The organism is Pseudokineococcus basanitobsidens, assembly GCF_037482545.1.
Taxonomy (GTDB): domain Bacteria; phylum Actinomycetota; class Actinomycetes; order Actinomycetales; family Quadrisphaeraceae; genus Pseudokineococcus; species Pseudokineococcus basanitobsidens.
In genome coordinates this window covers 154767-173316 of the sequence record NZ_JBBIAA010000003.1, presented here as the reverse complement: position 1 = coordinate 173316, position 18550 = coordinate 154767, and the positions used below count along the sequence as shown (strand labels likewise).

Here is an 18550-nt window from a genome sequence, read left to right as displayed (position 1 = left end):
CAGGGAGGAGCCCCCACCTGAGCCCCGGGCGGGCGGCGCCCCGCGGGTCAGCCGCCCTCGTGGGTGTTGCTCTGCCCGGCCGGCGTGGTGTTCGGGGGGGCGTTCCACTTCTGGTCGAGCGAGCCGTCGCAGGGCTCGGCGACCACCGAGGTCAGGGCCGACCCGTCGGGGAAGTAGGTCGGTCCGCCCCCGAGGCAGCGTCCGTAGCGGTCCACCAGGAGGTAGCTGGTCGTGTAGCTGCTGGTGGCCGTCGTCCGGGTGAAGACCTGGTCGGGCTCGCCGGAGCTGCAGTAGGCCAGGACCGGGTAGGCCGGCGACGCTCCCGCACCCGGCGTCTGGAGGCACCGCTTGTCGTAGGCGTCGTAGGGGTTGTTGACCGACAGGGCCGTCGTCACGCTCGACGTCCCGTCGGCCGGCTCGCTCCGAGCCCAGACCTGGTTCCACCGGTTGCCGTTCCCCGGGACGGCCTGCTTGCACGGACCGATCCCCATCCGGTCCGCCCAGAGGTTCTCCTGCGTCACCTCGAGGCAGCGCCCGAACTCGGCGTAGTTGACGAGCTGGAGGGAGGAGGGCTGCGAGGCGCTGCCGGCGCCGACGGCGGGCTCGGGGTTCCAGGACCAGTAGGGCCGCACCAGGTAGGAGTCGTCACCGCTGCGGACGCAACCGTCCGCCGACGAGCGGAGCCGGGCGTTCTCGAGGGCGGCGCTCTGCGAGCCGGACCACAGGCACCGTGTCCCGACCCCGGTGTTGGAGTCGTTCTGCGCCTGGTAGCGGAACGACCCCTTGTAGCTGAACAGCTGGGGGCCGGTGACGGCGCACGCCTGGAGCCGGACCAGTTCCTGGCCGCCGCTCGGGCCGGTCGGCCCCTGCAGGCACAGCGGGGTGGAGGTGCCGATGGTGCTCGCGAGCTGGATGTAGCTCTGCTTCGCGTGCACCCACAGCATGCGCGCGTTCCGGGAGGAGCAGTCGCTCCGGTACCGGACGCCGCTGCCCGCCTGGGCGCTCTCGGCCTCCAGGCAGAAGCCGGTGTCCGACGTCCGGAAGAGGCCGCCCGGCACGTTCTTGTTCGTGACCTGGAACGCGTACTGCGTCTCGAGCGTGCGGTCACCGCTGGTCGTCGCGAGGCCGGGTACCCCGGCGTCGAACCCCTTCGAGCTGATGACGGCGTACGCGGGCGCCGTCGTCACGCCGCGCCCGCCGCTGGTACCGCAGGTCATGGCCGCCGAGCTCCGCTGCGCGCTGCTGAGCGCGCTGGGGTCGGCGGCGAAGTACTGCACGGTGACGGCGTAGGTCAGCTGCGCCGACGACTCCCCCACGGGTCCCGAGAGAGTGCACGGCAGCTTCGTCGGGTCGCCGTAGACGTCGCCGTTGCTGTCGGCGGCGGCCAGGTTGGTCCGCATCTCCCCCAGCGCCACCTGGGAGCCCGTCTCTGCGGCGAAGACGGTCCGGGTCGTCTTCTGCACGAGGCTCGCCGGTCGGACCTGGGAGACGAGCGTGCCGAGGACGAGCACGCTCAGCGTGCCGACGACCATGATGAGCATGAGCGCGGTGAGCATCGCCGCGCCGCGGTCCTCCTCGCGCAGGGCGGCACCGAGCCGGTCGGGCAGCGTTCGGCCCATGGTGTCCCTCACGTCCTCGTGGTGGCGGGGTCGCCGCAGGCGGGGCTCGCGCTGACGGGGACGGCCGTGCCGGCCGAGGCCGCCGTCGCGCTGTTGCCGGGCGAGCTCTGGCTGCTGTTGCGCGCCACGAACGACGTGCTGGTGCGGGCCTGAGCGCGCTGGGCCCCGGTGCCCTTGGCTGCGACCAGGTCGACGGCGAGGGTTTGGCGCACGCGGCTGCTCGTCACTCCCGCCGGCGTCATCGTGAACGGCGCGGTCGTCGTCGGTCCGACGACCGTCGTGGCGAGCGTGCGCCACGCGCCCGCCGCCGCGACGCCGGAGGCGGCGGGCCACGTCCGGACGTCGAGGCGGGAGCTCGTGGGCGTCCAGCGCCACTGCGTGCAGACGGGCGGCGTGCCCCGCACGGTGCTGGACCGCACCTCTGCGTACCAGGCGCCGCTCCCCGACGTCCCGGGGTAGTCCACCGCGTCGGCGTAGCGCACGGTCCGGTCGACCTGCGTGAAGACCCGGCGCAGGTCGGTGGCGACGTCCGCCTCGTTCCCGCTGCGCACGGTGCTGCGGGTCAGGGCGACGACGCCGGAGAGGAAGACCGCGACGACGACCATGAAGATGCCCATGGCGACGACGAGCTCGGCGAGGGTCATCCCGGCCTCGCCCGCCGGCCGCCGGGAAGGACGTCCGTGCGCGGTCACGACGGCTTCAGCCAGGTGGCGTCGGCGTTCGGGTCCACCAGCGCGCTCGTGCGGTACACGCAGCCGGCGGCCGGGCAGGTGCCGGCGACGGGCTTCCACCGGACCTCCACGACGACGCGCTGCAGCAGGACGACCCCGCTGGCCGTGACCGCGGTGGTGCAGTCGCCGGCGGCGGAGGTTCGCGGCCGACCGCAGGTGCCGACGAGGACGGTGGTGGTGAAGTCCTGGTCCGACACGCGCGCCGGACCGGAGGTGATCGGGACCACGGGGGTAGAGGACCCGGTCGCGGTCGGGTCCCAGGCCATGACGGTGACGGCCTTCTCGGGGGCGCTGCTCGCGTCCCACGCCGCCTTCGCCGCGGCCTTGGTGCGCCCGGCGGCGAGCCCTTGCGCCTGCTGCGTCCCCGCGCCGTTCGTCGTGGCGGTGCCCCAGGCTGGGTCCACGACCCGGACCTGCTCCATGGCGGCGTTGGCCAGGGCCACGGCCGCCTCCCGGTGCTGGACGGCGACCTCCGCCGCCAGCGACCGCGAGAAGAACCCCAGCGCCGCCGTCGCCACGACCGCGAGGATCCCCAGCGCGACGACGACCTCGACGAGGCTGAAGCCCCCCTCGCCCGCAGCCAGGGTGCGGCGCTGCGTCGGGCGCATGGGGGGCTCCAGCCTCGTCGAGGTCTTCAGATGCTCGGTCAAGCACGCAGTACGTGGTCAGCAGCTCCCGCTGGTCGCCGCCGCGGCACCGGTCTTCAGGCCACCCGTGGTGGAGTCGTAGAAGAAGTAGTCCGGACCCTTAGCCGTGCTCGGGTTGGTGGTGGAGCCCCGCAGGCAGAAGCCGTTGGCGATGGACTTGTACTGGATGGTGTTGCCGGTCGTGGTCTGGGCAGTCCCAATGCCGGTGACCGAGCTGTAGTTGGCGTACGCCGCCTGCGTCGGGTAGGCCTGGGTGTCGACGAAGGCCGTCTCGACCTGCGTGGCAACGGTCCTGAGGTCGGACTTGATCGACGTGTCGTTCGCCTTCTGGCGCTGGTTGAGGAAGACCGGGATGGCGATCGCGGCGAGGATGCCGATGATGATCATGACGACGAGGAGCTCGACGAGCGTGAAGCCGGCGTCCTTCTCCTCGACCGACTTGCGGATGCGAGCCAGCATGGGCTGATCTCCTTCTCAGGGTGGTGAGTCGCCCGGTGGGCCCGCGCGCCTGGTGCGCTTCGCGACTCGGTGGCACCCCTTCCATCGGCCCCGCGCGACCTGCCTTGAGCCGCCAAACCTCCTGCGGCGGGCCCTCACCCGCTCGGACGCAGGACGCCCCGTGAGCTGCGCGCAGCAGCTCCCGGGGCGTCCTGGTGGCGCGGGCACCGGTGGGTGCCGGCGTCTCACTCGATGGCGTTGAAGATGGTGAAGATCGGCATGTAGAGGGCGACGATCATGGCCCCGACCACGGAGCCCAGCACGGCGATCATCAGCGGCTCGATGAGGGACGTGAGCGCCTCCGTCGTCGCCTCCACCTCTTGGTCGTAGAAGTCGCTGACCTTGTGCAGCATCGTGTCGACGGCGCCCGTGTCCTCACCCACGGCGAGCATCTGCACGACCATCGAGGGGAAGACGTCGTGCTGCGCCAGCGGGGCGGAGATCGACCGACCCTGCCGCACGGACTCGGCGACGTCGTCCGTCGCCCGCTCGATGACGACGTTCCCGGCGGCCTGCCCGACGATGTCGAGGCTCTGCAGGATCGGAACGCCCGAGGCGACCATCGTCCCGAGGTTCCGCGTGAACCGGCTGATCGCGACCTTGCGGAACAGCGCGCCGAAGACGGGGAGCCTGAGCTTCAACGGGTCGACGACGTCGCGGACCTTCGGGTGCAGCTTGTAGCGCCTCCACACCACCGCGCCGACGACGCCCAGCACGACCAGGCCGGGTGCCGTCGTCCGCAGCAGCGCGCTGAGCCCGACCAGCAGCCTGGTCGGCGCCGGCAGCTCGGCGCCGAGCTCGGCGAACATCCCCGTGAAGATCGGGACGATGAACAGGAGCATCCCGATGACGGCGAGGATCGCCATGACGAAGACGACGACCGGGTAGGTCATCGCGGACTTGATCTTCGCCCGCAGCTTCGTCTCCGCCTCGAAGGACTCGGCCACCTGCAGCAGCACGGTGTCGAGGAAGCCCCCCACCTCGCCGGCGCGGACCATGTTCGTCATGAGCGGCGGGAAGACGCGTGGGTGCGCCGCGAGCCCGTCCGAGAGCGAGGCGCCGGTCTCGACGCGGGACCTGACGTCCGCGAGCGCCTTCTTGAGCCCCTTGGACTCGCTCTGCTCGGCGAGGATCGCGAGCGACCGGATCAGGGAGAGCCCCGCGCCCACCATCGTGGCGAACTGCCGCGACATGACGGCGAGGTCCTTCATCGTCACGCGGTCGCCGCCGGGCAGGGTGATCTCCCGGTTGAGCCCGGTGCCACCTCCCTTCTCCTGCAGGGAGACCGGCGCGTAACCCATCCCCTTGAGGCGGGCCACGAGCGCCGCCTCGCTGGCGGCGTCGAGCGAGCCGGTGACGAGCTGTCCCGAGGCGTCGCGGACGCTGTACTCGTAGGTCTTCGTGGCGGTCGCCATGGTCTTCGCTCCCGGGAGGTGGTGCGGCTCAGGCCCGGCCGCAGAGGCGGGCGACGTCGGCGGGGCTGTGGCTCTTCTCGACGGCGTGCTCGTAGGTGATGGCGCCGACGCGCACGAGCTCGGCCAGGTGCTGGTCCAGGGTGTGCATCCCGTGCTGGCCGCCCGCCTGCATCGCCGAGTACACCTGGTGGGTCTTGCCCTCCCGGATGAGGTTCCGCACCGCGGGGGTCGCCATCATCACCTCGGTGGCGACGGCACGGCCGCGGCCGTCCGCGCGCTTGCACAACGTCTGGCAGACGACGCCCTGCAGCGCGCCCGCGAGCATCACGCGGATCTGCTCCTGCTGGTCGGCGGGGAACACGTCGATGACCCGGTCGATCGTCTGCGCGGCGTCCTGCGTGTGCAGCGTGGCGAAGACGAGGTGGCCGGTCTCCGCGGCGGTCAGCGCGATCGAGATGGTCTCGAGGTCCCGCAGCTCGCCGACGAGGATGATGTCCGGGTCCTGCCGCAGCGCGTGCTTGAGGGCGTCGCCGAAGGAGTGCGTGTCCTCCCCCACCTCGCGCTGGTTGACGACGCAGCTCTTGTGCGCGTGGAGGAACTCGATGGGGTCCTCGACGGTCATGATGTGGTCGCGCCGCGTGCGGTTGGCGAGGTCGATGATCGACGCGAGCGTCGTCGACTTCCCCGAGCCCGTGGGCCCGGTGACGAGCACGAGGCCGCGCGGCAGGTGCGCGAACGTCGCCACGGCCGGCGGGACGCCGAGGTCCTCCAGCGCCCGCAGCTCCGTGGGGATGGCGCGGAACGCCGCGCCCACGCTGCCGCGCTGCTGGTAGAGGTTCACGCGGAACCGGCCGACCCCCGGGACGGCGTGCGCGAGGTCGAGCTCGAGCCGCTCCTCGAAGCGTTCCCGCTGCTTCTGCGCGAGCATCCCGAACAGGCCGGCCTGCAGCGCGTCGGGCGTGCACGCGGGGAACCCGGCCAGCGCCTCCAGCTCTCCACGGACCCGGACCGTCGGCGGCACGCCGACCGTCAGGTGCAGGTCCGAGGCGCCCGCGGCCATCATCGCCGTCAGCGCACCGACGACGTCGACCTCGCGCTCCTCCTCCGACCCCCCGCTGCGCGGCTGCGGCACGAGGAGCTCGACGGGCGGGTCGACGACGTCACGAGGGTCGTGCCCGTGCGCCTGCGCGGTGGCGGTGGTCGGCACGAGCACCGGGCTCGCGAGGCCGAGCGGCTGCAGCTCCATGGGCGCTCCATCGGTACGGCCACGACCGCCCTTGACCCTCCCCGCTCGACGTCACCGGTGCGGACGAGGCCCGCGCCATCGGGGCACCGCCCGACTACGCCACGACCCGGAGGATCTCCTCCACCGACGTCAGGCCCGCGCGGACCTTGGCCCAGCCGTCGTCGCGCAGGCTGCCCATGCCCTCCGAGGCCGCGAGACGGGCGATGTCCGAGGACGACGCGTGCGAGACGGCGAGGCGCTCGACGCCCTCGGTCACCGTCATCACCTCGTGGAGCGCCAGCCGGCCCTTGTAGCCGGTCCGCGCGCACGCCGAGCAACCCACGGCGCGGTGCAGCACCGGCAGCGGCTCCCCCGGCACGTGCGGGAAGCCGACCGTCGCGAGGCTCGCCTCGTCCGGCTCGTAGGGCTCCTTGCACCTCGGGCACAGCCGCCGGGCGAGGCGCTGGGCCAGGACGCAGTCGAGCGCCGACCCGACGAGGAACGGCTCGATCCCCATCTCCGTCAGGCGGGTGATGGCGGACGGCGCGTCGTTGGTGTGCAGCGTCGACAGCACGAGGTGGCCCGTGAGCGCGGCCTCGACGGCGATCGTCGCCGTCTCCTTGTCGCGGATCTCGCCGAGCAGGACGACGTCGGGGTCCGACCGCAGGATGGAGCGCAGGGCGCCGGCGAAGGTGAGCCCGGCCTTGGCGTTGACCTGCACCTGGTTGATGCCGGGCAGCCGGTACTCGACGGGGTCCTCGACCGTGATGACGTTGATCTCGGGCTTGCTGACGATGTTGAGCGTCGCGTAGAGCGTCGTCGACTTGCCCGACCCCGTCGGCCCCGTGACGAGGAGCATCCCGTAGGGCTTCCGGTAGCTCGTCGCGAACCGCGCGTGGTTGTCGGCGCTGAAGCCGAGGTCCGCCAGGTCCAGGCTCGCGGTGGAGTTGTCGAGGATCCGCATGACGACCTTCTCGCCCCACACCGTGGGCAGGGTCGCCACCCGCAGGTCGATCTTGCGGCCGTGGTGGTTGACGGACAGCCGCCCGTCCTGCGGGCGGCGGCGCTCGGCGATGTCGATGTCCGCCATGATCTTCAGGCGCGAGATGACGCCGGACTGCACCGAGCGGGGCGAGCGCATCACCTCGTGCAGCACCCCGTCGATGCGGAAGCGGACGCGCAGCTCGTGCTCGCCCGGCTCGATGTGGATGTCGGACGCGCGGTCGGTGATGGCCTGGTCGACGAGCAGGTTGACGTAGCGGACGATCGGGGCGTCCTCCACCGCCGCCGCGTGCGCGGACAGGTCCTCCTGCGGGTCGGCGTCCGCCGAGATGGCGGTCGTGAGGTCGTCGAGGTCGGCGTCGGCCCGGCAGTACCGCTCCACGGCCGCGCGGACGTCGTCGCGGGTGGCGACGACGGGCACGACCTCCAGGCCGGTGATGCTGCGGATGTCGTCCACCGCGACGACGTCGCCCGGGTCGGCCATCGCGACGACGAGACGGCGCTGCTCGTCCACGCGCAGCGGCAGCAGCGAGCTCCGCCGGCACAGGGCCGCCGGGACGCGCGCGACGGCGGAGGGGTCCACCGGGTGCTCGCCGAGGTCGACGAACTCCAGCCCCACCTGGGCCGCGAGGGTGGCGACGAGCTGGGCCTCCGTCAGGGCACCGGTGCTGACGAGCGCCTGCCCCAGGCGCTGCTGCGTGCTCTGCTGCGCGGCCAGGGCGTCGTCCAGCTGCTCGGCCGTGACGACGCCGTCGGCGACGAGGATGTCGCCCAGGCGGGCCCTGGTCCTGCTGCTCCTCACGCCCGGCTCCTCACCGTCTCGCCCCCGGCTCGACGCAGCCGCACCGCCGCCCCGGACGGGCGGCAGGCTCGCGCGGCCCGCGCCCTCCCATCGGCAGGTCGGCCGCCCGGCTTGACCCGGACGGACGAACGGCCGGGGCCTCGGGCGGGGATCAGCCGCCGGAGGTCGCGCGGTGTCGGCGCTCGCGCGCCGCCGCGTGCCGCAGGACGTCCGCGGCCGGCCTGTGCCCGGTCATGAGGGCCACCTGCGCGACCGCCTGGTGGACCAGCATCTCGACGCCGTCGACGACCGGCCCCCGCCCGGCCCAGGCCCGGGCCAGCGCGGTGGGCCAGGGGTCGTAGACGACGTCGAGCAGCGCGGCGCCCGTCGCCGTCGCGCGGGCCAGCGACCGGGCGACGTCGTCGGCCGCCCCGGCGGGGGCCGTCGAGACGACGACGTCGGCCGCCACCAGGCCCGCGGCGGCCTCCGCCCACGGCGCGAGCTCGACCTCGACGCCGGAGCGCTGCCCCGCGGCGACCAGCGCGCCCGCGCGGGCGGGCTCCCGGACGTGGGCGACCACCTGCGGGCACCCGAGGCGTCCCAGCGCGACCACCGAGGAGACCGCGGTCGCCCCGCCGCCGAGGACCACTCCCCGGCGCCCGCCCGCGGGTGCCGGGGTCAGCACCGGGCCGAGGGCACGCACGACGCCCTCGACGTCGGTGTTGGCCCCGACGGGTTCGCGGCCCGCCCGGCCGACGTCGTGGGTGGCGTGGCGGACCCACGTGACGGTGTTCACGGCGCCCGTGGCCGCGGCCACGTCGTCCCGGTGCGCCAGCAGCGGGAGGACGGCCCGCTTCAGGGGCATCGTCAGCGACAGGCCGGCCCAGGCGGCGCCGCAGCCCTCGAGGAACGCAGGGAGTCCCGCCTCGTCCACCTCCACGGCCTCGTACGTCCAGCCCTGCAGGCCGAGGGCCGCGTGCGCGGCCCGGTGCATCGCCGGGGACAGGGAGTGGGCGACCGGGGAGCCCAGCACGGCGGCCCGCCGGCCGTGCAGCGGGCCCCCGTCCGGCGCGGCGTCCGCGCTCAGCCCTGCGGGTTGTCGCGCAGCCACTGCTGGAAGAGGCGGACGTTCGCCTGGTGCTCCTCGAAGGTCGTCGCGAACCGCGTCTCGCCCGTGTCCGGGTCGACGGCGACGAAGTACAGCCACGGGCCGTCCGCCGGGGCCACCGCCGCGGCGATGGCGCTGTCCCCGGGCGAGTTGATCGGCCCCGGCGGCAGGCCCGGGTAGACGTAGGTGTTGTACGGCGAGTCGGTGGCCCGGTCCTCGTCGGTCGTCGTCACGCCCCGCTTGCCGGTCGCGTAGTCGACGGTCGTGTCGAACTGCAGCGCCATGCCCGCGGCGACCCGGTTCTCGATGACGCGCGCCACCTTCGGGCGGTCCTCCTCGCGGGACGCCTCCGCCTCGACGAGGCTCGCCACCGTCATCGTCCGGTGCCACTGCTCCTGCGGGACACCTCCCTCGACGAGTCCCTGCTCGGCCCGGCTCACCAGGGTGGAGATGACCTCGACGGCGGTGACGTCGGGCTCGAAGGTGTAGGTGGCCGGGAAGAGGTACCCCTCGAGGTTCCCCTGGGCCTCGGCGGGCAGCGGCACCGACGGGTCCGTGGCGGCCGCCTGCAGCTCCTCGACGGGGATGCCCGTCGCCTCGGAGATCTGGGCCAGGGCGTCGACGGCGCGTAGGCCCTCGATGAGCTGGACCTGCAGGTCCACCTTCGCCGCGGGCGAGAGCAGGAGGTCGAGGGCGCCCGCGGCGCTCATCCGCTCGCGCAGGGCGTAGGTGCCGGGCTGGATCGAGTCGGACTCGGGGTCGGCGGCCGCGGCACCGGTGAAGGCCTCGACGGAGCCGACGACGCCGGCCTCCACGAGGGTCTGCCCGATGGCCGCCCCCGTGTCGCCCTCCTCGACCTGGACCTGCACCTCGCCCGTCCCCGGGCCGGCGTAGTCCGCGGGCCCCGGGTCGCGGTCGAGCAGGGGCCGCACGAACCCCCAGCCGACGACGCCGGCGGCGGCGACGAGCACGAGCGCCAGCACGAGGACGACCGCCGCGACGGCGCGGCGGCGGCGCCGCGGCCGGCGGGGCGTCGCCGCGTCCGGCGGCGGCGCGGTCGGGTCGGCGACGGCCCCCACCAGCGGGACGTCGCCGCCCTCGGCGGGACGGCGGCGGCTCACCGCCCACCTCCGTCGTCCCCGGGCCGGACGGCCCGACGGGGAGTCCCCGGGGCGTCGCCCCGGGGTCCGGGGCGGGGTGTTGGCCGCGGCCCCCCGGACGGCCGGGGGCCGAGGGCGGTCGGTCCGGTGCTCACGCTGGCGTCCTCCTCGGCGGACGGGCCCTGCGCCCGCCGCTCGGCGTCCTCGCCGGTGCGCGGCGCCCCCGTGCGCCCACCGACCTCGTCGTCGTGCTGCTCGTCGTGCTCCCGCTGGTCGTGCTGGTCCTGCCCGGTGCCCTGCCCCTGCCCGGCACCCGCGGGCCCGCCGTGCACCGTGCCGCCTCCCCCGGGCGGGTCGACCGAGGTCACCCGCACCTGCGGTCCGACCGGCCGGCCCGAGCTCCGCTCGAGGTCGAGGGCGGTCTGCAGTATCCACGCCGCGGCCACCTGGTCCACCACGGAGCGGTGCCGGCGGCTGCTGGTGCCCCCCTCGGAGAGGCTGCGGTGCGCCCCCGCGGTGCTGAGGCGCTCGTCGACCAGGCGCACCGGCACGGGCGCCACGGCCGCGGCCAGCCGGTCGGCGTAGGCGCGCGCGAGTCCGGCCGCACGCCCCTCCTGGCCGGACAGCGAGCGCGGCAGCCCGACGACGACCTCCACGGCGCCACGGGTCACGACCTCGTCCGCGACGCGGGCCACGTCGGCCGGGACCGCGTCGGCGTCGCGGCCCTCCTCGAACCGCCGGCGCCGCCGTCCCGGCGGCCGCGGCGGGTCGTCGCGGCGCAGCGTCGCGACGGCGGTGGCCAGGAGGCCGTCGGGGTCGCACGCCGCGAGGCCGACGCGGACGCTCCCCACGTCGACCCCGAGGCGGACGCCGCGGCGGAACGGCCCGCGCGCCGGCACCTCCCCGTCGCCGACGGGTCCTGCGCCGTCCAGCCGGGAGCCCGCGCGGGCGGCGCCCGCAGGGGCGTCCTCGACAGGGGCGGCCGGTGCGGCGGCGGGCTCCCCCGAGGGCACCGCCTTCCGCTTCGGCCGGGACCGGCCCGTGCGCGCCACGACGGCCGCCGGGCTCAGGCCGTCACCGCGGCGCCGACCTGGTGCTCGAGCGCCGTGAGGGCCTCGCCGAGCCGACCGGCGTCGGAGCCGCCGCCCTGGGCGAGGTCGTCCTTGCCCCCGCCCCCGCCGCCGAGGACGCCGGCCGCCGTCCGCACCAGCGCCCCGGCCCTCACGCCCCACTCGCGGGCGCGCTCGTTGGTCGCCACGACGACGAGCGGTCGCCCCTTGGCGACGCCGCCGACGGCGACGACGGAGGGCCGGTCGGCCCCGAGACGGCCGCGGACGTCGAGCGCCAGCGCCCGCAGGTCGTCGGCCGAGGCCACCTCGCCGGCGTCGTGACCGGCGTAGGCGACGCCGAAGACGTCGGTGGGCGCGGACGCGAGGCGCCCGGCCGCGGCGAGCACCCGGTCGGTGCGCGAGCGCGCCAGCTCGCGGTCGGCGTCGCGCAGGCGCCCGACCATGTCGCCGACCCGCCCCACGAGGTCGCTCTCCGGCGCGCCCAGCAGCTCGGTGAGCTGGGCGACGAGGTCACGCTCGCGGGCCAGGTAGCGGAAGCCCTCGACGCCGACGACGGCCTCCACGCGGCGGTTGCCCGCCCCGACGGAGGACTCCCCCGTGACGACGAGCGGGCCGATCTGGCTGCTGCGCTGCACGTGCGTGCCGCCGCACAGCTCGCGCGACCACGGACCGCCGATCTCGACGACGCGGACGTCGTCGCCGTAGGTCTCCCCGAAGAGGGCGAGCGCGCCCCACTCGCGCGCCTCCGGCAGGCTCATCCACTGCGCGCTGACGGGCAGGTCGTCGCGCACGGCCAGGTTAGCGACGTCCTCGACGTCCCGGCGCTGCTGCGCCGAGAGCCCGCCCTTCCAGCCGAAGTCCAGCCGCAGGTACCCCGGCCGGTTGTAGGAGCCCGACTGCTGCGCCGACGGGCCGAGCACCTGCCGCAGCGCCGCGTGGACGACGTGCGTGCCGGAGTGCGCCTGGCAGGCGTCGACGCGCCACTGCGGGTCGACCGACGCCTCGACGTGCGTGCCCTGGGCGAGCTCGCCGTCGAGCACGCGCACCTGGTGCACGACGAGCCCCTTGACCGGGCGCTGGACGTCGAGCACCTCCGCGGACCCGCCGTCCCACACGAGCGTCCCGGCGTCGGCGCTCTGCCCGCCGGACTCGGCGTAGAAGGGCGTGCGGTCGAGGACGACCTCGACGACGCGACCCGTCTCCGCGCTCGTCACCGGGTCCACCCCGGAGACCACGGCGAGCACCCGCGACGAGGTCGTCAGGGTCGTGTACGCCTGCCAGTCCGTCGGCCCGTCCGCCTCGAGGACGTCGCGGTAGGCGCCGGTCGCCGCCGCACCCGTCCGCTTCGAGCGCGCGTCGGCGCGGGCGCGCTCGCGCTGCTCGGTCATGAGCTCGCGGAAGCCCTGCTCGTCGACGGACACGCCCTGCTCGGAGGCCATCTCGAGCGTGAGGTCGATGGGGAAGCCGTAGGTGTCGTGCAGCTGGAAGGCGCGGGTCGCCGGCACCTGCGTGCCGCCGGACTCCTTCGTCTCCCGGACCGCCGTGTCGAGGATCGTGGTGCCGGACACGAGGGTGCGCCGGAACGCCTCGTCCTCGGCCGCGACGACCTCGCCGATGCGCGTGGCGTCCGCCGCCAGCTCCGGGTAGGACCGCGCCATCCGCTCGCTCGAGACGGCCGTGAGGTCGGCCAGCGACGGCGCGTCGACGCCGAGCAGGCGCATCGCCCGCACCGCGCGGCGCAGCAGCCGGCGCAGCACGTAGCCGCGGCCCTCGTTGCCCGGCCGGACGCCGTCGCCGACGAGCATGAGGCCGGAGCGGACGTGGTCGGCCACCACCCGCAGCCGCACGTCGGCCTCGTGGTCGGCGCCGTAACGGGTGCCCGCCATCGCCGCCGCGGCCTCGATGACGGGGAAGACCTCGTCGATCTCGTACATGTTGTCCTTGCCCTGCAGCAGGTACGCCACCCGCTCCAGGCCCATGCCCGTGTCGATGTTCTTGCGCGGCAGCTCGCCGAGGATCGGGAAGCCGGACTTGTCCCCGCCCTCCCCCCGCTCGAACTCCATGAACACGAGGTTCCAGATCTCGATGTAGCGGTCCTCGTCGACCGCCGGACCGCCGTCCCGGCCGTGGCGGGCGCCGGCGTCCACGAAGATCTCGCTGCAGGGCCCGCACGGGCCGGGCCCCCCGGTGGACCAGTAGTTGGGGCCCATGCCGAGGCGCTGGACGCGGTCGGGCGAGACGCCGACGTCCTTGGTCCAGATCCGGTGGGCCTCGTCGTCCTCCTCGTAGACGGTGACCCACAGGTCCTCCTCGCGGAACCCGTACCCGCCCTGGTCGGCCGGCGTGGTGACGAGCTCCCACGCCCACGGGATGGCCTTCTCCTTGAAGTAGTCACCGAAGGAGAAGTTGCCGTTCATCTGGAAGAAGGTGCCGTGCCGCGTGGTCTTGCCGACCTCCTCGATGTCGAGGGTGCGCACGCACTTCTGCACGCTCGTCGCGCGGTCGTACGGCGCCGGCTCCCGGCCCGTCAGGTACGGGATGAACGGCACCATGCCCGCCACGGTGAACAGCAGCGTGGGGTCGGGCGAGACGAGCGAGGCGCTCGGCACCACGGTGTGGTCCTTGCCCTCGAAGAAGCTGAGCCAGCGTCGGCGGATCTCCGCGGTCTCCATGCGGGGCCTTCCAGGTGGGGGCCGGCGCGTCGCGGACGACACGGCCGGGCGGGGCGGCGGGCCTGCGGTCCCCGTCGGCTCGGGGACCCGCCGGCCTCAGCCGCGCGGGCTGTAGGGACGCTCGACGAGGTCGCGCGCCTCGGTCTCGCTCATCGCGCCGGCGTCCACGCCGAGGGCGACGCGCAGGTCGGCCTCCCGCTCGGCGGCGCCGGCGCGCACCTCGGCGGCGAAGGCACGGGCGCCGTCGGCCCAGCCGGAGGCACGCCCCTGCAGCCCGGCGGGGGTGTACGAGCGCGCCACGCTCGCGGCGCGGCGCACGGCCACGACGCCCGCCACCGCCCCGAGGCCGATCCAGACGAGCCGGCCCACGGCTCAGTCCTTCTTCCGGCGGCCGGCGACGGCGTTGCGCACGCCGTAGGTGAAGGCCGCGACCTTGACGACCGGCGAGCCCAGCGTCGCCGCGAACAGGGCCGTGAGCGCCGAGACGTTCGTGGCGACCTGCGCCGCGCCCGTCGTGATGGTGTCGACGTTCTGCATCTGCTCGTTGACCTGGGTGACCGCGGTGGTGGTCTCCGTGATGAGCGGTCGCGTGTCGTCCGACAGCCGCCGCACGGCGTCCCGCGTCTCGTCCAGCACCTTGCCCAGCTTCAGCAGGGGGACGGCGAGCAGCCCCACGAGCAGCACGAACGCGATCGCGGCGATGATCCCCGCGACGTCTCCTCCGGTCATACCGGTCCTTCCGGGTCGGTCCGCGACCCCGGCGCGGCGGCCGCCGTCCTGCGGACGTCGCGGGCCGACCGGCGGCGGTGCGCGGGCACGGCGCTTCCCGCCCCGCTGCCGAGGCGCGCGGCGACCCTACCGCGCGCACCCGGACCCCCCGGGCGTCACCGCACGCACCGGTGGACGGGCGCCGTCCGGGGACCGGGGCGCACCTGGTCACCAGGGTGGCGACCCGACTCGTCCGGCTGCGGAGCAGGTGACGCACACACCGCCGGTGGCACGGCCCCGGGAAGGGCACGTCAGGCAGGCGCCCCGACCCGAGCGGTGGGCGACCACGGCGCGCCGTCGCCAGTGCCCGGACCGGGGGCGGGGCACCGGCGCGGTGACCCCGCGCGGGCGCCCCCCGACGGACGTCGTCGCACCGTCGACCGGCCCCGGACGACGACCCGCGTCGGCGCCGCCCCGGCCGCCCGTCAGCGCGAGTAGTACTCGACGACCTTGGCGACGTCGCAGGTGACGGGGACCTCCTCGCGCGCCGGGGCGCGAAGGACGGCGACGCGCAGCTCGGCGACGTCGGCACGCAGGTACGGCGGGACGGCGGGGAGCACGTCGGCGTGGCCGCCGGCGGCGGCGACGAGGAAGGGGTCGAGCCGCTTACTCCTCGCCGCGACCTCGACGACCTGGCCGGGGCGCACCCGGTAGGACGGGCGGTCGACACGCTCGCCGTCCACGAGGACGTGCTGGTGGACCACGGCCTGCCGGGCCTGCCGCGTCGTCCGGGCGAGGCCGGCGCGCAGGACGACGGCGTCGAGGCGGCTCTCCAGCAGCTGCACGAGGACGTCGCCGGTGCGCTCGGGGTGGCGCTTGGCCTCGTCGACGGCGCGGCGCAGCTGCGCCTCGCGGACGCCGTACTGGGCGCGCAGGAGCTGCTTCTCGCGCAGCCGGAGCGCGTAGTCGCTCTCGGTGCGGCGGCGGCCCCGGCCGTGCTCGCCGGGCGGGTAGGGCCGGTTCTCGAAGTGCTTGACGGCCTTCGGCGTGAGGGCGAGGCCGAGGCGGCGCGAGAGGCGCACCTGCTTGCGGGCGCGGGAGGTCGACGTCGAGGACGACACGCGGGCTCCTGGGGTCTGGGGTCGGGCTGCCGGTGGGTGGTCGGGCTGCCGGCGGGTCGGTCGCGCTGCGGCCCGGGGCCGCGGCGCGCCGTCCCGGGGGACGGCGGAAGAGCTGGTCGGGAGCTCCCGGGAGGCGCGCTCACGCCGCCCGGGGACTCCCGCAGCACCAGACCTTAGGCTAGCCTCACCTGCATGAGCCACCTCCCCGGCGCGGCGGTCGTCGCCGCCACCGCCCTCTGCGGCACCGGCACCGCGACCGTGACCTCCGCCGAGACCGGCGAGCAGGTGGGCGTGGTGCACGCCCGCACCGCCGCCGGCGAGGTGGTCGTGCTGCTCACCGCCGACGGCGCCGCACGGCTGGGGGCCGAGGGCGGGCCGGACGTCGCCGTCCGGCTCGAGGTCGTCGTGGAGGCGGCCCTGCCCGACCTCACGGTCCCCCGGGCGCAGCTGGTCCTCGACGGCTGGCTCGCGCCGCTGGCGGACGCGGACGTCGGCGCCGCGCTCGACGCGACGTGCGCGCTGGGGGACCTCGCCGAGCTGCACGCGCACTGGCCCGACGCGGTGCTGGCGGCCGTGGAGCCCGCGGCGGCGCGGCTGCACTGGCCGGAGGGCTGCACCGACGTCCCGGTCGAGGACCTGGCGCGGGCGGTGCCCGACCCGGTCACCCTGCGCGAGGGCCACGTGCTCGCGCGGGTGGAGGCCGAGCTCGGCGACCGCCTCGTCGGCCTGGTGCAGGGGATGGGGCACGTGCACCCCGCGCCCGGGGGCGCCGGCTCCGGCGCGCCGTCGACGGGTCGCGACCTGGCCCGCGTCGAGGAGGTGCGCTGCGTGGGCGCCGACCGCCACGGGCTCGTGCTCCGTTGCCGGACCTCCACGCCGTGGGCGGGGCAGGTCTGCTGCGCCGGCGCCTCGCACGGGGACGCCCCGTGCGCGGCGTCCACGACCGCCTCGCTGCGGCTGCTGTTCCCCTCTCCCGTCGCGGACGCCGACGCCGCCGTCGACGCGCTGGCGCTCCTGGTCCTCGGGGCGTCGGCGTCCGACCCGGCCCGCTGCCCCTACGCGCCCGGGCGCCGTCCCGCCTGAGCGCCGGCGGGCGGGCCGGACCACCGCACGACGAGGCTCGTCGCGTCCCGCTCGACCTGGCCCCCCGCGTGCTCGCGCACGGCCCGGGCCACCGACCGCGGGGCGTCCAGCACCTCCTCGGCTTGGTCGAGCGCCGCGCGGACCCCCGCGAGCCCGAAGGCCGCACCCCGGGGCGAGAGCGCACGCAGGACCCCGGAGGAGACGAGGACCAGCTCCTCGCCGGGCGTGAGCGCCACCTCCCGTCCGGCCCGGTCCTCCTCCCCCGCGCCGAGCGGGGGCCCCGCCACGACGTGCAGCGGGCCAAGGTCGCCCTCGCGCCGGTGCAGGACGACGGCGTCGCCCGCCACGTGCACCTCGGCGGTCCCGTCCGCGAGGTCGAGGCGCACGAGCGCCGCGTCGACGGTGGCGCCGCCCCGGTGCTCGCGCGCGAGGACGTCGTCGGCCGTCGCGACCTGGTCGGCGAGGCTCGACCCGGACCGCCGGCCGTGGCGCAGCGCGCCGAGCGCGAGGTCCGCGGCCCGCGCCGCGGCGAGCCCCTCCCCCGAGGCCTCCAGCAGCGCCAGCCAGGCGACGTCGTCGTCGACCGCCCAGTCGAACAGGTCGCTCGTCGCGAGGTAGGCCGGCTCGACCAGCCCCGCGAGCTCGACGCCCGGACCGCGGTGGCCCGGTGGCGGCAGGACGTCCCACTGCAGCTCCGCGGCGATGCTGAAGGCGTGCGAGCGCCGCCGCACCTCGACGAGGTCGCTGGACCCGGCCGCCTGGCGCAGCAGCAGCGCCACGGCCGGCGCCGCCGCGGCGAGCAGCCCTTCCGCCCCCTCCCCCGGCCCCTCCGCCACGAGGACCCCGAGCCGGTGCCCACGCACGTGCACCGGCTGGTGCAGGCATCCCCGCGCGTCCCGGACGACGGCGCGGCGCCGGAAGGCCCACCCCGCCGGCTCCACCTCCCGGTCGCCGTCGACCGGGCGCGAGCGGCCCTGCGGCCCGGAGGGCCAGGCGGCGACCTCGTGCAGCTCCACGAGCTCGTGGTCCACGAGCAGCAGCCGCAGCCCCCGCGCGTCGAGCGCGGGACCGAGCACGTCCACCACGAGGGCCGGCACGGTCCAGGCGGCCACGTCGAGCGCCCGTCGCAGCAGGTCCCCGACGACGGCGTCGACGTCGGCCGCGACGTCCTCGCCTGCCGTCCCGCCGGTCACCGGTCGACCTCCGGCCCCGGCCGGCCGGCCGACGCCGGCCGCGCCGCCTCGTCCGTCGCCTGCGCGAGCGCGGCGAGCCCGCGCCGCAGGGCGTCCTGGTCCTCCGAGGTCATCGGCGCCGTCGCCGCGGCCAGCGCCTCCTCGACGGCGGAAGCCGTGCGCGCGAGGGCCCGCCGGCCCGCGGGCGTCAGCCGGACGTCCACCTCGCGCCGGCTCGCCGTCGCCTGGCGACGGCCGACGAGCCCCAGCGCGACGAGCCGGTCGACGAGGCGGCTGGCGCTGGAGGCGACGACGCCGAGCTCGTCGGCCAGGTCCCCGACCCGGCGTCCCGCCCCGTCCGCGAGGACCTCGAGGCAGCGCAGCTGCACGGGCGTGAGGGCGTCCTGCGACCCCGCCACCGCCGTCCGGACCACGTCCACGACCACCCGTGACAGCTCCTCCCAGCCCGGCTCCCCGCCGCGCCCGTCGGCCCGAGCGTCCATGGGCACCCCTTCCTCCGGCCCGACGCAGGGTCTCAGACCCGCGCCGTCGGTCCGCCCGCCACGACGGTGCGTCGCCGCAAATGTTGCATGACGGC

At 75.7% G+C, this 18550-nt stretch carries 17 protein-coding genes; 1 reads left to right on the top strand and 16 read right to left on the bottom strand.

The window, feature by feature from the left end:
• Positions 1-47: 47 nt before the first annotated feature.
• From WDZ17_RS05055 to rpsD, 14 genes are all read right to left on the bottom strand, one after another.
• Positions 48-1619 (bottom strand): DNA-directed RNA polymerase subunit beta family protein, encoded by a 1572-nt coding sequence (locus tag WDZ17_RS05055; RefSeq protein ID WP_339574046.1) that lies wholly within the window; start codon positions 1617-1619, stop codon positions 48-50.
• 8 nt (positions 1620-1627) lie between these two features.
• Positions 1628-2263, bottom strand: coding sequence for a PulJ/GspJ family protein (locus WDZ17_RS05050; RefSeq protein ID WP_339574045.1), 636 nt, complete (start codon positions 2261-2263; stop codon positions 1628-1630).
• Between the two features lie 44 nt (positions 2264-2307).
• On the bottom strand, positions 2308-2958 hold the full coding sequence (locus WDZ17_RS05045; protein ID WP_339574044.1) for a type IV pilus modification PilV family protein: 651 nt from the start codon (positions 2956-2958) through the stop codon (positions 2308-2310).
• A 57-nt stretch (positions 2959-3015) separates the two neighbouring features.
• Entirely contained in the window at positions 3016-3456 is a 441-nt protein-coding gene (locus WDZ17_RS05040) for a type II secretion system protein (protein ID WP_339574043.1), read from the bottom strand.
• A gap of 224 nt (positions 3457-3680) precedes the next feature.
• Entirely contained in the window at positions 3681-4910 is a 1230-nt protein-coding gene (locus tag WDZ17_RS05035) for a type II secretion system F family protein (RefSeq protein ID WP_339574042.1), read from the bottom strand.
• A gap of 28 nt (positions 4911-4938) precedes the next feature.
• Complete coding sequence (locus WDZ17_RS05030; RefSeq protein WP_339574041.1) at positions 4939-6156, bottom strand: type IV pilus twitching motility protein PilT; 1218 nt, start codon at positions 6154-6156, stop codon at positions 4939-4941.
• Between the two features lie 94 nt (positions 6157-6250).
• Positions 6251-7939, bottom strand: a complete 1689-nt coding sequence (locus WDZ17_RS05025; RefSeq protein WP_339574040.1) for a GspE/PulE family protein — start codon at positions 7937-7939, stop codon at positions 6251-6253.
• 151 nt (positions 7940-8090) lie between these two features.
• The gene (locus tag WDZ17_RS05020) at positions 8091-9029 is read right to left on the bottom strand and encodes a shikimate dehydrogenase (protein ID WP_339574039.1); all 939 of its coding nucleotides are present in this window, start codon (positions 9027-9029) and stop codon (positions 8091-8093) included.
• Positions 9002-10147: an endolytic transglycosylase MltG gene (gene mltG / locus WDZ17_RS05015; protein ID WP_339574038.1), complete on the bottom strand. Its 1146-nt coding sequence runs from the start codon at positions 10145-10147 to the stop codon at positions 9002-9004. The genes WDZ17_RS05020 and mltG overlap by 28 nt, the downstream gene beginning before the upstream one ends.
• Positions 10144-11139, bottom strand: coding sequence for a Holliday junction resolvase RuvX (ruvX, locus tag WDZ17_RS05010; RefSeq protein ID WP_339574037.1), 996 nt, complete (start codon positions 11137-11139; stop codon positions 10144-10146). The genes mltG and ruvX overlap by 4 nt, the downstream gene beginning before the upstream one ends.
• A 53-nt stretch (positions 11140-11192) precedes the next feature.
• Entirely contained in the window at positions 11193-13868 is a 2676-nt protein-coding gene (gene alaS, locus WDZ17_RS05005; RefSeq protein WP_339574036.1) for an alanine--tRNA ligase, read from the bottom strand.
• A gap of 96 nt (positions 13869-13964) precedes the next feature.
• A complete protein-coding gene (locus tag WDZ17_RS05000; RefSeq protein ID WP_339574035.1) occupies positions 13965-14237 on the bottom strand; it encodes a DUF6167 family protein in 273 nt (90 codons plus the stop codon).
• A 3-nt stretch (positions 14238-14240) separates the two neighbouring features.
• On the bottom strand, positions 14241-14597 hold the full coding sequence (locus tag WDZ17_RS04995) for a DUF948 domain-containing protein (RefSeq protein WP_339574034.1): 357 nt from the start codon (positions 14595-14597) through the stop codon (positions 14241-14243).
• A gap of 464 nt (positions 14598-15061) precedes the next feature.
• Positions 15062-15697, bottom strand: a complete 636-nt coding sequence (rpsD, locus tag WDZ17_RS04990) for a 30S ribosomal protein S4 (RefSeq protein ID WP_339574033.1) — start codon at positions 15695-15697, stop codon at positions 15062-15064.
• 192 nt (positions 15698-15889) lie between these two features.
• On the opposite strand from rpsD, the gene WDZ17_RS04985 reads away from it, so the two are divergent.
• On the top strand, positions 15890-16780 hold the full coding sequence (locus WDZ17_RS04985) for a hypothetical protein (RefSeq protein ID WP_339574032.1): 891 nt from the start codon (positions 15890-15892) through the stop codon (positions 16778-16780).
• Here the strand turns inward: WDZ17_RS04985 and WDZ17_RS04980 are convergent.
• Positions 16753-17973 carry a PP2C family protein-serine/threonine phosphatase gene (locus tag WDZ17_RS04980; protein ID WP_339574031.1) on the bottom strand — a complete coding sequence of 407 codons (1221 nt, stop codon included), beginning with the start codon at positions 17971-17973 and terminating at the stop codon, positions 16753-16755. The two genes, WDZ17_RS04985 and WDZ17_RS04980, sit on opposite strands and share 28 nt — an antisense overlap.
• Positions 17970-18455, bottom strand: coding sequence for a MarR family winged helix-turn-helix transcriptional regulator (locus WDZ17_RS04975; protein ID WP_339574030.1), 486 nt, complete (start codon positions 18453-18455; stop codon positions 17970-17972). Before WDZ17_RS04975 ends, WDZ17_RS04980 begins: the two co-directional genes overlap by 4 nt.
• Between the last annotated feature and the right edge of the window lie 95 nt (positions 18456-18550).